The organism is Asaia astilbis JCM 15831 (assembly GCF_000613845.1).
GTDB lineage: Bacteria > Pseudomonadota > Alphaproteobacteria > Acetobacterales > Acetobacteraceae > Asaia > Asaia astilbis.
Genome location: NZ_BAJT01000003.1, coordinates 17,946 through 33,346, shown reverse-complemented (window position 1 = coordinate 33,346; position 15,401 = coordinate 17,946). Strand labels below are relative to the sequence as shown.

General features: G+C 58.1%; 9 protein-coding genes and 3 pseudogenes. 3 read left to right on the top strand and 9 right to left on the bottom strand.

Annotation, left to right across the window (positions count from 1 at the left end):
• Positions 1 to 16: 16 nt before the first annotated feature.
• Positions 17 to 664: an arginyltransferase gene (locus JCM15831_RS16155; protein ID WP_306301807.1), complete on the top strand. Its 648-nt coding sequence runs from the start codon at positions 17 to 19 to the stop codon at positions 662 to 664.
• Between the two features lie 8 nt (positions 665 to 672).
• Here the strand turns inward: JCM15831_RS16155 and parC are convergent, their stop codons facing one another.
• Positions 673 to 2,895, bottom strand: coding sequence for a DNA topoisomerase IV subunit A (gene parC / locus JCM15831_RS02820; protein ID WP_025822578.1), 2,223 nt, complete (start codon positions 2,893 to 2,895; stop codon positions 673 to 675).
• A gap of 243 nt (positions 2,896 to 3,138) precedes the next feature.
• On the opposite strand from parC, the gene JCM15831_RS02815 reads away from it, so the two are divergent.
• Positions 3,139 to 3,849 carry a bacteriorhodopsin gene (locus tag JCM15831_RS02815; RefSeq protein WP_025822576.1) on the top strand — a complete coding sequence of 237 codons (711 nt, stop codon included), beginning with the start codon at positions 3,139 to 3,141 and terminating at the stop codon, positions 3,847 to 3,849.
• A 14-nt stretch (positions 3,850 to 3,863) separates the two neighbouring features.
• The gene (locus tag JCM15831_RS16150) at positions 3,864 to 4,793 is read left to right on the top strand and encodes a Brp/Blh family beta-carotene 15,15'-dioxygenase (protein WP_025822574.1); all 930 of its coding nucleotides are present in this window, start codon (positions 3,864 to 3,866) and stop codon (positions 4,791 to 4,793) included.
• Here JCM15831_RS16150 and recO read toward each other — a convergent pair.
• The 8 genes and pseudogenes from recO to dnaE form a co-directional block, all read right to left on the bottom strand.
• A complete protein-coding gene (gene recO / locus JCM15831_RS02805; RefSeq protein ID WP_025822571.1) occupies positions 4,761 to 5,540 on the bottom strand; it encodes a DNA repair protein RecO in 780 nt (259 codons plus the stop codon). The two genes, JCM15831_RS16150 and recO, sit on opposite strands and share 33 nt — an antisense overlap.
• A 33-nt stretch (positions 5,541 to 5,573) precedes the next feature.
• Positions 5,574 to 6,477: pseudogene (gene tsf / locus JCM15831_RS16145) on the bottom strand (translation elongation factor Ts).
• Between the two features lie 103 nt (positions 6,478 to 6,580).
• A complete protein-coding gene (rpsB, locus tag JCM15831_RS02795; RefSeq protein ID WP_035773742.1) occupies positions 6,581 to 7,387 on the bottom strand; it encodes a 30S ribosomal protein S2 in 807 nt (268 codons plus the stop codon).
• A 334-nt stretch (positions 7,388 to 7,721) separates the two neighbouring features.
• Positions 7,722 to 8,282, bottom strand: coding sequence for a GtrA family protein (locus tag JCM15831_RS16140; protein ID WP_025822567.1), 561 nt, complete (start codon positions 8,280 to 8,282; stop codon positions 7,722 to 7,724).
• Positions 8,283 to 8,370: 88 nt separating this feature from the next.
• The gene (locus tag JCM15831_RS02785; protein WP_025822566.1) at positions 8,371 to 9,120 is read right to left on the bottom strand and encodes an SDR family NAD(P)-dependent oxidoreductase; all 750 of its coding nucleotides are present in this window, start codon (positions 9,118 to 9,120) and stop codon (positions 8,371 to 8,373) included.
• Positions 9,117 to 10,436 carry an FAD-binding oxidoreductase gene (locus JCM15831_RS02780; protein WP_025822564.1) on the bottom strand — a complete coding sequence of 440 codons (1,320 nt, stop codon included), beginning with the start codon at positions 10,434 to 10,436 and terminating at the stop codon, positions 9,117 to 9,119. The genes JCM15831_RS02785 and JCM15831_RS02780 overlap by 4 nt, the downstream gene beginning before the upstream one ends.
• Positions 10,433 to 11,698, bottom strand: a pseudogene (locus JCM15831_RS16135) (UbiA family prenyltransferase); the annotation flags it as partial. The gene JCM15831_RS02780 and the pseudogene JCM15831_RS16135, both read right to left, overlap by 4 nt.
• 278 nt (positions 11,699 to 11,976) lie before the next feature.
• A pseudogene (dnaE, locus tag JCM15831_RS16130) lies at positions 11,977 to 15,395 on the bottom strand (DNA polymerase III subunit alpha).
• Positions 15,396 to 15,401 lie beyond the last annotated feature (6 nt).

Sequence of the window (15,401 nt, the reverse complement as noted above, 5' to 3'; positions counted from 1 at the left end):
CCGCCTCGAGCGCAAGGTGATTACCGAACTAAGCGGCCTCGAAGCGGACGACCTTCACGATCGTCTTTCGCGCGCAGGTTTTCGGCGTAGCCATGGCATCGTTTACGCGCCTGTCTGCAACGGATGTCAGGCCTGCATTCCGATCCGTATTCCGGTCGCCGAGTTCGAGCCAGATCGCACGATGCGCCGCCTGCAACGCAGCCTGGGTGATCTGAGCGTCAGCGAACGCCCGATCATCGCAACGATGGAGCAGTACGAGCTCTTTCAGGCCTATCAGGAGCGCCGCCATAACGACGGCGACATGGCACTTATGGGATTGGACGATTATCAGGCGATGATCGAAACGAGCCCCATCGAAACAAGCCTCTTTGAATTCCGCACGCCCGACGGGAAACTGGTCTGCGTGTCGCTTGTGGATATGCTCTCGGATGGGCTCTCGGCAGTCTATACTTTCTATAGCATCGACAACCCGCAGCGCTCTTATGGCACCACCTCGATCCTCTGGCTGCTTGAAGAGACGGCTCGCCGGGGAAAGACCCATCTCTATCTCGGCTATTGGGTGCCGGGCAGCCCGAAGATGAGCTATAAATCACGCTTCCGCCCTGCAGAAATCCTCAGGGCAGGTCAATGGAAGCGCCTCACACCGGAAAGCGCTCCACGTTGAGATCCGGCCTATCCGCGTGACGCGGGCTTGCGCGTCATCCATTGTGGCGCCGCCTTGCCCTGATCCGCTCTCTTGCCGATGATTGTCGCTATATCGGCATCGCTGCGCGGCTTCTGTCCCTCATGCCAGACAAGCCCGGTCTCGCTTGGGAAGACACGGAGATCGACCAGCTTCTGCCCGGGTGGCAGCTTCTGGATCGTGACGCCCATACCTTTGGACATTTCTGGCAAGGCCGAAACGGCGAAAGATAGCGCCTTGCGATTGCTCGCCATCGTCACAAGCTGATCGCCCGTCACAGCGACACAGAACGCCGCGCGATCGCCCTCACGCAAGGTCAGAACCTGCTTGCCCGTGCGCTTTTCCGCCGCCATGTCGACATCGCGCACAACCAGACCACGTCCGGACTCGCTGGCCAGAACATGGCTGCCCTTCTCGTCGATGACGAAGAACGCAACGATGTCCTCATCCTGCGGCAGATCGGCCAGAACACGGATCGGCTGGCCGAAACCACGCCCACGCGGGAGTTCCGCGGCCTTAAGCGTGAAGGCACGTCCCCCGCTGACCAGAAGACACAAACGCTCGGTGCTCTGGCATTCCAGCGACAGACCGAATGCGTCGCCTTCCTTGAATTTATGGCTCTCCGGATCGATCCCGTGGCCCTTGATCGCTCGCACCCATCCTTCACGCGAAAGCAGCACCGTCAGTGACTCACGATCCACCTGAATGGCCATGCTCAGATCGATCGGTGCCGGCGGAGCCGCAATGCGGGTGCGACGCAGGCCAAGCGCGCCTTCGCCGAAACGGGATGCCGTTGCTTCCAGCTCCTTGCCGATGCGGGTCCAGCGCTTGCGCTCACTGCCCAGTAGGCCCTCGAGTCCGGCCTTCTCCTTGAGAAGAGTATCACGCTCCTTGCGGAGCTCGATTTCTTCCAGCCTGCGCAGCGAACGAAGACGCATGTTCAGAACATATTCGGCCTGAAGATCGGTCAGGCTGAACACGCGCATCAATTCCGGCTTGGGCTCGTCGCTCTCACGGATGATGCGGATCACCTCGTCAAGATTGAGGTAGACCGCCAAAAAGCCTTCCAGAATCTCCAGGCGGCGCTCGACAGCTGTCAGGCGATGCTGCGAACGCCGAACCAGCACGATCTGACGATGATCGAGCCAGGACTGAATGACCTCACGCAGTCCCATCACACGCGGCACGCAGTTGGCGTCCAGCACGTTCATGTTGAGGTTGAACGCGCTTTCGAGAACCTTGGCGCGGAACAGCGTCTCCATGAGCACTTCAGGCTCGATGCTCTTGCTCTTCGGTTCCAGCACCAGACGGATATCGGTCGTGCTTTCGTCGCGGATGTCGGCAAGAAGCGGCAGCTTCTTCTGCTCCATCAACTCGGCGATCTGCTCGATCAGTCGCGATTTCTGCATCTGATACGGAATTTCGGTGACAATCACCGTCCAGGTACCGAAGCGCCCCTGTTCGACCTCCCAGAGCGCACGCGTGCGAAAACTACCACGGCCCGTTTCATAGGCTGTCCGCATGCTTGCCGGATCTTCGATCAGCACGCCGCCCGTGGGGAAATCCGGACCGGGCATGAACTGCATCAACGCCTCGACCGAGGCTTGCGGATTGTCGATCAGATGCCGTGCGGCAAGGCAGATCTCGGCAGCATTATGCGGCGGGATGCTCGTCGCCATACCAACAGCAATGCCTGCTGCACCATTGGCCAGAAGGTTCGGGAAAGCACCGGGCAGGACGACCGGCTCGGAATCCTCATTATCGTAAGTGGGTCGAAAATCGACGGCGTCATCCTCGATCCCCTCGAGCAAGGCCTTGGCAACTTCGGTCAGACGGGATTCCGTATATCGCATGGCGGCAGCGTTATCGCCGTCGATCGAGCCGAAATTGCCCTGCCCTTCGACCAGCGGATAACGCACTGCGAAATCCTGAGCCAGACGTACGAGGGCCTCGTAGACGGCGGCATCGCCATGAGGATGGAATTTACCGATCACGTCACCGACCACGCGGGCGCATTTTTTGAAGCCTGAACTCGGATCCAGCTTCAATTGCTGCATGGCATACAGAATGCGTCGATGAACCGGCTTCATGCCGTCGCGCACGTCGGGCAAGGAACGCGCCATGATGGTCGACATCGCATACGCGATATACCGCTCGCTCAATGCATCGGCGAGCTTCGTATCCTCGATATGACCTGCGAGATCCTGACTCATCCTGCGCCCTTTCGTTTCAGGGCAGATAAGGCCGCACGGCGCAGGATGTCCAGAGTAAACACCCCGTTTTTGTTCTCATGCCTCCGGTCTGGCATCCCAAAAGATGAGCAGCCTGCCTGAGCGGGTCATCGCCGCTTCTCTCGTGATTTCGTGCAAGAGAGATTTTTTCGCTCCGGGCCATTTACAACTTTTTGTGTCAACGGCCGTTTTGGGATCATCCTTTTAAGTGGAGAGAATTTAACAATGACCCAGACCGTTCTTTGGCTCACCGCTCTCATCATGTTCGCTGGAGGGACAGCTCTTCTCCTGCTCGGCAAACGTCGTACAGAGACCGAAGGAGTGATGAGTCTCGCCCATGGCATCGTTCCCATCATCGCCGGCTGTCTCTATGTCGCAATGGCGACAGGCCAAGGTGTACTTATGCTGCCAACGGACGCGACGCTTGCCGGTGCCGCGGCGACGACGCGCACCCTGTGGTTCGGCCGTTATATCGACTGGGTCTTCACGACACCCCTTCTGCTCCTCGGCCTCGGCTATCTGGGCATGTTCAGCGGGCGCAAGCGCTTCGATCTTCTCCTTGGTGCGATCACTGCCGATGTGATCATGGTCATCACGGCGTTCGCCTTCAGCGCTTCGGAAAACGTCGTCAGTCGTTGGATCTGGTTTGTGCTCTCATGCCTCGCATTCCTTGGCGTTTATTACGTGATCTGGGTCTCTCAGCTCGAAGCCAGCAGACAGGAGACACCAGCCGTGCAGCGTGCCTATATCCGCAGCGCGGCGGTGCTCTCGGTGCTCTGGATGGTCTACCCCATCATTCTGGCGCTCTCCCCCGATGGGCTCGGGATCGCCTCTGATGCAACAAGCGTTCTGGTTCTCGCCATCACGGATGTCCTCGCCAAAGTCGGGTTCGGTTTCCTGAGCCTCTCCGATGACCGGAAACTGACGAACGTCTGAAAGAAAAGGGGGCCGTGGTGAACGTGCAACGTCTGGCCACAGCCCTCTCGCCTTTCGACTTGGTCTACGGAGCCTGTGCCCTTCTTTGCGCGGGCCTCGCCCTGTGGAGCCATGACAGTGTCATCGCCCTGATCGTTATCATTACGTTCGGTCTTCCGCATGGGGCGCTCGATGGCGAGCTGGCAAGGCAAATCCTTCTCCCCCGTTTTGGGCGGGGCTGGTTTCCTGTTTTTGCCCTGCCCTATTTGACATTGATCGCCTGTGTTCTGGCGTGCTGGCATATCGCACCGATATGGACGCTCAACCTGTTTCTGCTTTTCTCGCTCCTGCATTTCGGACAAGAACTGTCAGACGGATCTCACCCTCTGCTGAGTGCGTTCGTGCTTGGAGGCGCTCCGTTGATCCTGCCCTGCGCGTTGCAGCCAGCGCAGACTGCCGCGCTTCTCAGCGGCATGATCGCTCCGACACAGCTTTCTCACCCCCCGGAATGGCTTTTATGGCTGTCACCGATCTGGGGATGCGCCGTCATCTTTCTGATCGCGCTCAGCCCCCCTTTATTAAGGATCAAGCATTTTGCCCTGATCGCAACGACACTCATTGTGTTCTGGGTTTTTGAGCCTCTCAAAGCCTTCATGGTGTATTTTATTTTCATTCATGCCCCGGCACATATTGCCGCTCTGGTGCATGATCCCAGATGGAAGCGCCTCGTCTCCTTGCGGACGGCCCTGAAGCTTGCTCTGCCTCTGACAATCGCGAGCCTGATGATCGGCATGGCTTTGTGGCCGCTCTACACTGCGTCACCTGATCAAAGACTGCTCGAGATAACCTTCCAGCTTCTGGCCGCGCTGACCCTGCCGCACATGATATTCGATCTTTGGCTGAGATGGACATCAAGGGCGCTGCACTTAGGGTCAGGGAAGCCGGTCACCCTCATCGGTATCTGACATCGCTTCGACCATGGCCCTAATTCGTGCCTCAAGCCGCTCGCGCGACGCGGGTACCGGGCGGTGCCGGGAACCGAAAAGATGTCTGGAGAGAAAAACACCGGTCAGCGTCAGACCCTGAGACCAGAGAACAGGGTCGCCCACGCCCTCATCGTCCCCGTCGGGACGCAGATAAACCGGCAGATGAAGAAGCCTGTCCGCCCATTTCCCCGCTGCGTTCTCGCTCACGGCTCGACCGGTTTTAGGCGAAACATAGGCCAGATTCTCGATCTCACCCGTCACCGCGCAGGAATTGAGAGTGAGCCCGTAACCGAGCGTCGTAAGCAGCGCGATTTCCCAACGGACATAATCCACAACCGGGGCAGGATCGGCCAGTACGCAGAAAGCCGTGAGATCACGGATGGTACGCAAAAAGAAATCCGGGTGGGGTTCGCGATCCGGCAGGGCCGCATCGGTCAGTTCGGCAGCTGCCTGAACAAGGGCAAGCTGCAAAGGCCGGTCAAGAAGTCTGACTGCGGTCTCCTGCACCATTTCACCGCTCAGATGACCGAGCTGGTCGGAAAGGCGCGATGCATATCGGGCGAGAATGAGATTGCCCGGCTGCCAGAGCGCGGCCTGTCTGCGTGACGAACCGCCACGCACCAGACCGGCAATGCGTCCATGCTCTTCAGTAAAGAGATGGACCACCGCCCCGCCCTCGCCGTAGCGGCGGGCGGAGAGGACGATCGCGGCACATTCGAAATTCATGCGCCGCTCTCGATTTGACGATCGTGAGAACGATCAGTTGCCAGCGGCGGCAGCCACTTCAGCAGCGAAATCGCTGGTTTCCTTCTCGATGCCTTCACCGAGCTGGAAGCGATCGAACGCCACCAGCTTGGCACCGGCCTTCTCGACAACCTTGCCAACGCGCGTTTCGCCGTCATGCACCCAGACCTGCTCTAGAAGAACGACTTCTTCGTAGAACTTGCGGATACGGCCTTCGATCATCTTCTCGATGATGGCTTCCGGCTTGCCGGACTCACGAGCCTGCTCGATCAGAACCTGGCGCTCACGCTCCAGAGCTTCCGGATCGACGCTGGCAACTTCGAGAGCTGCGGGACGGGTTGCTGCAACATGCATGCCGATCTGGCGACCAGTGTCAGCAGAGCGTCGCTCTCTGAGGGCGCTTCGACAGCAGCCAGAACACCGATCTTGCCAATGCCCGGACGCAGTGCGCCATGAACATAGGAAGCGACGATGCCTGACGGAACCGTCAGAACCTTGGCGCGACGCAGGGACATGTTCTCACCGATCGTGGCGATCAGGTGGGTCAGCTCTTCTGCAACCGTGCGGCCCGTGGGCAGCTTCGCCTGGGACAGAATTTCGAGATTGTCGCCAACTTCGAGAGCGGCATGGGCAACGGATTCAACAAAGCCCTGGAAAGCTTCGTTACGACCCACGAAATCGGTCTCGGCGTTGACTTCGACCATGGCGGCCTTGTTCTTGCCCGAGGCAACGGCCACGAGGCCTTCAGCGTGGTGCGGCCAGACTTCTTGGCAGCCTGAGAAAGGCCCTTGGCGCGCAGCCAGTCGATGGCTGCATCCATGTCGCCAGCAGCTTCGGTGAGAGCCTTTTTGCAGTCCATCATGCCGGCGCCGGTCTTTTCGCGCAGGTCACGAACGAGGGCAGCTGTGATTTCCGCCATGTTCCATACTCCTTCAGGAATGAAACGGCGTGCCGCAGCCTTCCAGCCGGGCACGCCCATAATAGTCAGTGCAGGGAGAGCCCGAGAGCTCTCCACATGCAGATCAGGCCTCGGCCGGAGCTGCAGCAGGGGCTTCCGCCGGAGCTTCTGCCGTCGTCTCTTCGACAACCGTCTCGACCGGCAGGTCTTCAGACGCACCGAAATCGACGCCCGAAGCGGCCATTTCAGCAGAGATACCGTCCAGAACCGACTGCGCCACGAGATCGCAATAGGTGGTGATGGCGCGGATCGCGTCGTCATTGCCCGGGATCGGGTAGGTCACGCCAGCCGGATCGGAGTTGCTGTCGAGAACAGCAATAACCGGAATGCCGAGCTTGTTAGCTTCTTCGACAGCCAGCTTTTCCTTGTTCGTGTCGATTACGAACAGGATGTCCGGCAGGCCGCCCATTTCCTTGATGCCGCCGAGCGAACGCTCAAGCTTCTCACGGTCACGGGTGATGTCGAGAATTTCCTTCTTCGTCAGACCATGCGTGTCGCCGGAGAGCATCTCGTCGATCTGGCGCAGACGCTTGATCGAACCCGTGATGGTCTTCCAGTTGGTCAGCATGCCGCCGAGCCAGCGATGGTTGACGTAGTACTGGCCGCAACGGGTTGCTGCTTCAGCAACATGCTCGGCAGCAGCGCGCTTGGTGCCGACGAACAGCACGCGACCACCACCGGCAACCGTGTTGCGAACGGCCTGCAGGGCGCGATCGAGCATCGGAACGGTCTGCTGCAGGTCGATGATGTGGACCTGGTTGCGGATACCGAACAGATACGGCGCCATTGCCGGGTTCCAGCGGCGCGTGTGGTGACCGAAATGGACGCCTGCTTCGAGCAGCTGACGCATGGTGAATTCTGGCATCGCCATGATGCAAATTCCTAATCTTCTGGTTGTGCCTCCGTATGACTCCGCCAGCCCTGAAGCCGACACCAGATAGTCTGTCGTCATACGTGCGAATTGCCCTTCTCTCCCTCTGGTCGAAGATCGAGGAGGATCAGGCGTGGGCGGTATCGCCCTTTTTACCGATAAAGGCAAGAGAAGACCTGGTTACAAGCCCTCAATTCTCTCGCCCACGCGACGTGAGAGTCCAACCCAAGTCCGATCAAGTCACAAAGATACGAACAACACAAAGGGAAGCCTTACAATTGATGTTGTGGCTTGAGCTGAGCGCGATGGTAAGAGGGTAGAATTAACGATGCGATCACCAACAAGGGTGAGCGTGCGTCACGCCGCCCGTACTTGGCATTGGGGCCCTGCTGGCGAAGCAACTGAAACCCGGCCCTCTGAAGGAGACACGCCTCCAAACATGACTAAGGAACGACTCACGGATCAGAAGGCTTTTCGTTCTCTTCTTTAAACGAAAAAACTTATGTCCAATGAAACTTGGCACAGCCGGAGAAAGAACTCCGATGAAGTGAGAAATTGCCTCGCGGTGCCATGCGAAATTGATCTTCGGGAAGAGGACGTAGTTGAGTACCATGCTGACACCCCAAACTATCCCCAATGAGACTATATTCACCAGAACGAAGCGCCAGGCCTCTGAGCTCGCTTTACGTCCTGATGGGGCAAAGACGTAAATCCGGAAGAGATTATAGGCTGTCAACATGCCCAACGTGTAGGCAAAAATCACCGACCAACTGAACGGCAGAAAGTAATTAAGCACATAACGACTAGCGAGGTTAACCAGAGCAGAAATACCACCCGTTATAAGGAACTTCAAAAATTGCGAAGTGGCGGGTTTTTTCTCTGTTACGCTGCCCATTGACGCCGGTCGATCCTTGAGAGTGCTAAGTAAAATGGTGGATCGTTGAGGGAGTTTTGTCCCCGCCTCTGCGATCCAACCACGTCGTTTAGAGTTTCGTCTTGTGAAAGATCTTGGCGGGCACGATGCAGATGATCGTCATGATCACGCGCCAGAAGCCGGGCACATACACAACCGGCAGACTGGGCTTCTCGGCAGCGGCGACCAGTCTCGCAGCAACTGCGGCAGGTTTCGCCCACAGCAGGCCCTTCTTGGCGATATGGGCGGTCATCGGCGTATCGACGAAGCCAAGCTTGGCTACGACTGCGCGAGCGCCCTTCGGGGCCAGTCTGTGCGCAATGCCCTGCACCAGAACTGTCAGCCCAGCCTTCCCCGCGCCATAGATATAGTTGGACTGTCGCCCGCGATCTCCGGCAACCGAACTCACGGCAATCAGAACTCCTGAAGCCTGACGTTCAAGCTGATTGGCTGCAGCAAGACACCATGCAGCGGCACTGGTGAAATTGACATTTATGTTTCGAAGAGCGGCCGTGATATCGCCTTCTTCCTGCCGCTGGTCGCCGAGCAGACCGTAAAAAAGATAGACGCCATCGGCTTTGCCATTCAGGGCGCTCGTCATTTCCGCAAACGTTGACGCAACCAATTCCTCGTGTGAGAGATCCATGGCGACGACATCGCATTGCGCGGCACCGCGGATTTTGAGATCCGCAGCTAGCTGATTGAGCCGCTCCTCGTTGCGACCTGCGAGAACCAGATTGGCGCCCTTTGCCGCGTAAAGACGGGCTGTCTCCTCAGCTATCGCAGAGAGTGCGCCGAGAATGATGATGTTGCGCTTCAACAATAGGAAACCCTTTGCCAAAAATCTGAAGTAATTGTCGGATCTTTAAGTTCCCTTAGGCGCATCCAGTCTGGATAGCCCTGCTGGAACATCCCCGCCGACATACGTCCGTCTTTGGCAGGGTAAAGGCGCCCGCCCGCGTCTTCGACGATCTGATCGAGCTGCGCCATCAGGCTGAGTGTCTCTGCCTTGCGATTGGCAAAGTCAAGAGCCAGCGTTGCTCCCTCAAAGGGGAAAGAAAGACAACCGCCGGACTGGCGCTCACCGAAAGTTTTCAAGACCGCCAGAAAAGATCCTGCGCCTGACCGAGCGATCCGACGGATCAAAGCCTCGATCGCGTCTTCTGCATTGATCGAGGGGATGACACATTGATACTGGTAAAGGCCAGCGCCGCCGTACATCCGGTTCCAGTCCCGAATAGAGTCCAGGGGGTAGAAGAAAGGCGCGTAATGCGTTTCCTGCACTCTCGGACCACGTTTTTGCAGCGCGTTATAAAACGTATTGAATAGTCGAACGGTCGTGCCGTTAAGCAGGCGAACAGGCATATCGAAAGGCATGACAGCTCCGCTCTTGGTACCATGCGGGATCAATCGCCCGTCACGACACCAGTTCGCTCGCTGGAAAATACCCCTCCCGAGGGCGTCACCACCATTCGCACAATCGATCCAGGAGACGGTATGCTCAAACCGGTCGCCACTCTCATGTGCGAGCGCAAAGAACTCACGAATATTCCCGTAAGCGATCCGTTCTATGTTGAGGTAAGCACTCTCGACACGAACAAGCTCAATCTCGACATCGGTGATAATGCCGGTGAGACCCAGCCCTCCGAGGGTTGCCTCGAAAAGCGGGCCTCCTCGCTCGACGCGCTGCGGCGGCCCGTCACTGCGTATCAGGCCAAAACTTCTGACAGAACATCCGAACGTACCAGCGCGGTGATGATTTTTGCCGTGCACGTCGTTGGCCAATGCCCCGCCCAGGGTCACAAAACGCGTCCCTGGTGTCGTCGCCAAAAACCAGCCACGCGGTACTGAGAAGCGCAAAACCGCGTCCAGAGTGACCCCCGCATCGCAATGCAGGATACCCGTCTCCTCGTCGAAAGAATGAAAACGGTCGACGCCGGTCATATCGATAAGGTGGTTGCAGGAATTTATGACCGAGTCACCGTAGGAGCGACGCATTCCTACCGGAAGAAACGACCCCTCGGAATCAGTGAGCCGAGGCACTGTATCGACGAAGCGCGGCTTCAGGACATGGTGCGGTGCGCGTACGACACGTCCCCAAGACGTGTAATCGAGACGGAAATCAAGGTCGGTCATGCGATGGACAATGCAAACAGGACAACAACAACCAGTCCTATCAGAAGGCTGATACGGTCCCGGATTGCAAAAGAAACCGGATCGTCATCCAATACACCACGATGACTCAACAGCCAGATACGTGACGACCAGACCATCACGAGGACGACGACGCCCCACAACCACTCCGGATCACGGTAGAGTTTCTGCGGGTTAATATCGAAGGCAACGTAAAGGCCGAGAATAAGAACGGCCACCAGACAAGTACCTACACCGAAAGCGAGGGTGAGCGGAACGTCAGACGTCCGATAGCCGCGCCCCTTGATGACAGCCGAACCGTTGCTGCTTTCCACAGCCTTGACGATTTCCACATGGCGCTTGGCCATTGAGAGGGAAAAGAAGAAGAAGAACGAAAACATCAGCAGCCAATGAGACTGCTCGGCTCCGGCAAGGCACGCACCGATCACCAGCCGCAACGTATACAAGCCACCAAGGATGAAGACGTCGATCATCGGCTGGCGCTTGAAGATGCAGGAATAGGAAAGCGTTGCAACGAGGTACAAAAGCAACCACCCGGCAGCCGAAACTGACAGTGACGCCATGACGATCAGACCGCCCAGGACAAGCGCCACAGCCACGACAGCAGCAGGTCCAGCCTCGATAACGCCACTGGCAACCGGCCGCCGCCGCTTGGTTGCATGCGCACGATCAGCAATCAGGTCATTGATATCATTGATGATATAAGTACCCGACGCGACGAGCCCCATCGCAATGAACCCTACTAATACGGACAGTATCGAGGGAAGGTCGAAATACTTGTGTCCGAGCAATAGCGGCACAAGAAGAAGGACATTCTTGGACCATTGATGCACGCGCAGCAACCGACGCCAATCACGGAAGGTGCCCTTGCTGCGGTCAATGCTCAATTCAATCGGGCAGGAAAGCCGTGACAGTGCTTCCCGGGTGGAACGGTCCGCTCCGACGACGACAGCAGCATCAGACTGCTCCCAGATAACCAGATCGGCAGAGCAATCGCCCGCATAGCAAAAGCCTTCCGGGAAGACTTTCTGCAAATGCGCGAGCTTGTTCTTCCCTTTCAGGTTGATGGCCGACGACGTGCCAGTGGCACTGTCGAAAACTCCCGCTGCAGCCGCAGCCAGATCGGCCATTTTCTGATTGGAGGCTGTAACGAGATGAAGGGCACGCCCCTTGAGTTTCTGCTCGCGCAGATAGGCAAGCAACTCAGGATTGAAGAGGAGGGCGCCTCTGTACAGGTCAACAGATTCGGCGACAGCTCTTTAAAAGCCGCCTTACCTTTGATGAGTTGAAACAGGCACAGTATCGCTTGCCACGGAGAGCGCAAGAAGAGCAACAAAAAGTGTTCAACCAACGTATCAGTCAACACAAGAGTACGATCAAGATCGACTACAAGTGGACTATTCTTCGGAACGTTCAGAGACAACTCTCCCATCACATAGGGGCGATTTCGTTGCGCGAGACGTTATCTCATCCTCCCCTACGCGACCACATTTTTTTGGAGGAGATTCCCTCTCAATCGGCCTTAGAAATGGTCGATGCGAGAGACACCGTGGATCGTCCGCAGACGCTCACCGAGGCGCGGCGTCACTGGGAAAGTACCACGCAACGTGACTTCCACGGCCTTGGTCTCGTCGACTGCAGGCACCAGTACGATCTTGCCGCGCCCTCCCCCCTGTTTATGGAGCAGATCACGCACCTGTCCGACGGCTGAGCTCTCACTGATCCAGACGCGCATCTCTGAACTCTCCTGTGCAGCAGCCTTTTCGAGATCCGTCACATCAGTGGCGGTAATGCGCAGCGCATCGCCTTCCAATTTGAGATCGGCGGTTACCATGACCGCCTGACCGGCGACCAGAAGATCGCGGCAACGCGACAGGACTTCGGAAAAGAGAGTGACCTCGCACCCACCTGTTGCGTCAGACAGGCGCACCCAGGCCATCTTGCTTCCGCTCTTGGTCGGGCGCTCCTTTTTATCGACGACGCATCCAGCAATGCGCACGCGATACGAGCCGTTTTCGGCAGCTGTCATCAGATTCTGCGAGGTCAGCACATTGGCGCGGCGCAGCACAGAACGATATGCATCGAGCGGATGAGCCGACATATGGAATCCGATGGCCTCGGCTTCTGCGGCCAGACGCTCGAACTCCGGCCAGTAGGGGGCATCGGCCAGACGCAGTTCTTCAGGTTCGGCAGCCGCACCGAACAGGCCGATCTGGCCTGAAGCTGCCTGCTGAGCATCTGACTGAGCGCGACGCATGATGATTTCGGCACTAGCAAACACCACATGGCGCTCCTTACCGAGAGAGTCGAAGCCCCCGGCTTTGGCCAGATTTTCGATCTGAATCTTGTTGAGCTGTCTGGCGTCACACCGTGAGGCCAGATCGGCAAGGCTGGTGAAAGGCTTGTCGCCGCGCGCCTCGACAATCGCCTGCATGGCCGAAAAGCCCACCCGCTTGACCGCAGCGAGGGCGTAACGGATAGCCCAGCTCCCATCGTCCTGCTTCTCAAGCGAAAAATCGGCTTTCGACCGATTAATGTCGACCGGAAGCACCTTGATTTTCATACGGCGCGCTTCCTGACACAGCGCCGCAAGCTTGTCGGTCTTTTCGCGCGCCAGAGACATGCAGCCCGCAAGGAAAGCAACAGGATGGTTCGCCTTCATCCAGGCCGTTTGATACGAAACCAGCGCATAGGCGGCAGCGTGGGATTTGTTGAAGCCGTAATCGGCAAAGCGCGCCATAAGGTCGAAGACTTCAGCCGCCTTTTCCGGCGTGATACCGCGTCCTGTCGCTCCTTTGACGAAGATCTCGCGCTGCGTGTCCATTTCGGCACGGATCTTCTTGCCCATGGCGCGACGCAGTAGATCGGCGCCGCCGAGGCTGTACCCGGCCATCTTCTGCGCGATCTGCATCACCTGTTCCTGATAGACCATGATGCCGTAGGTCTCTGACAGAATCTCTCGAATTTCCTCGTGAGGCGGCTCCCATGCGGCGCCGTGTTTGCGGGCACAGTAATCGGGAATATTCGCCATCGGCCCGGGACGATAAAGGGCCACGGCGGCGATGAGATCCTCAAGCCGCGTCGGACGCATCTGCTTGAGGACATCGCGCATTCCCGCGCCTTCGAACTGGAACACGCCGCCCGCATCTCCCCGTGCGAGCATGTCGTAGGTCGGCGCGTCATCCAGCGGCAATGTCGCCAGATCGACCTCAATGCCCTGTTGCGCAATAAACCCGATACCGCGCTTGAGGATCGTCAGCGTTGTGAGGCCGAGGAAGTCGAACTTCACCAGTCCCGCCTGCTCGACGAATTTCATGTTGTATTGCGTGACCAGCATGTCGCTCTTGGGATCGCGATAGAGCGGCACAAGCTCCACCAACGACCGGTCACCGATCACCACACCGGCCGCATGGGTCGAAGCGTGGCGATAAAGCCCCTCGAGCTGAAGCGCGATTTCCATGAGACGACGCAGAGCCTCGTCGTTATCGCGCATTTCCTGCAGGCGCGCTTCCCCATCGATCGCCTGTTTGAGCGTGACAGGCTTTGCCGGATTGTTGGGGATCAGCTCGGCGACGCGGTTGACCATGCCGAAAGGCAGACCCAGCACGCGGCCCACATCGCGTACGGCGGCACGGGCCTGAAGCTTTCCGAAGGTAATAATCTGGGCGACACGCTCGCCACCATATTCAGTCCGCACATAGCGGATCACTTCGTCCCGACGGTCCTGACAGAAATCGATATCGAAGTCAGGCATCGATACACGTTCCGGATTCAGAAAGCGTTCGAACAGCAGATTGAATGGCAAGGGGTCGATATCGGTAATGGTCAGTGCCCAGGCCACCAGGAACCCGCACCCGATCCACGCCCCGGCCCTACCGGAATATCATGTTCCTTCGCCCATTGGATGAAGTCGGCAACAATTAAGAAGTAACCGGGAAAGCCCATACCGGCGATAATACCGAGCTCCATCTCCAGACGGGCTTCGTAGCGCTCGCGCGTCTCGTCGTCCGCTTGCATGCGCTCGAGGCGCAGACGCAACCCGTCCTGCGACATGGCACGTAGTGTCTCTTCTTCCGTCGCTCCCTCATTGACCTTGGGGCAGACAGGCAGAAGCGGCGGGCGCGTGGAGACCTTCACCGCGCAGCGCTGCGCGATCATGAGCGTGTTGTCGCACGCCTCAGGCAGGTCTGCGAAAAGGGCTCGCATGGCATCCGGCGTCTTGAACCAGTGTTCCGGCGTGACCCGCCAGCGCTCCTGCTCCGCCATCGTGCGGCCCTGCGCAATGCACAGCAGAGCATCATGGGCTTCATGCATCGCAGGCTTGGAGAAGAAGCACTCATTGGTCGCAACCAGCGGGAGGCCGAGACGATCGGCAGCAGCGATCATGCCCGGTTCGACGGCAGCTTCTTCCGGCAGGCCGTGACGATGCAATTCGACGGCCATATGGTCGCCAAAACTCCCCTGCAGCGCGCGCAAAAGCTCCATGGCCTGATCTTCCTGACCTTCGGCCAACAGACGGAAAAGAGGCCCGCGCGTTCCTCCTGTCAGCAGGAAGAGCCCGTCAGCATGCGCGCAAAGCGTTTCGAGCAGAACTGCCGGATCTGAGGGATCCCCTTTCAGAAATCCTTCCGAGGAGAGAAACTGAAGATTGGCGAGCCCGGTTTCGTTTCGTGCGAGAGCGACCATCGGCTCGGAGGGCGCACCCGGCTTGTCACTTCGGGACGGCAGAGCCAACTGGCAGCCAATGATCGGCTGCACGCCCTTGCCAGTGCAGTATTGCGAAAATTCCAACGCGCCAAAGAGATTGCCCGTATCGGTCAGTCCGACCGCCGGCATTGCCGATTCGGCGGCAAGTGCCACCAGATCAGGGATACGGATCGCCCCCTGACTCAGCGAATAAGCAGAGTGATTACGCAGATGAACGAAGCGGGCGTGTGACATGAAGCA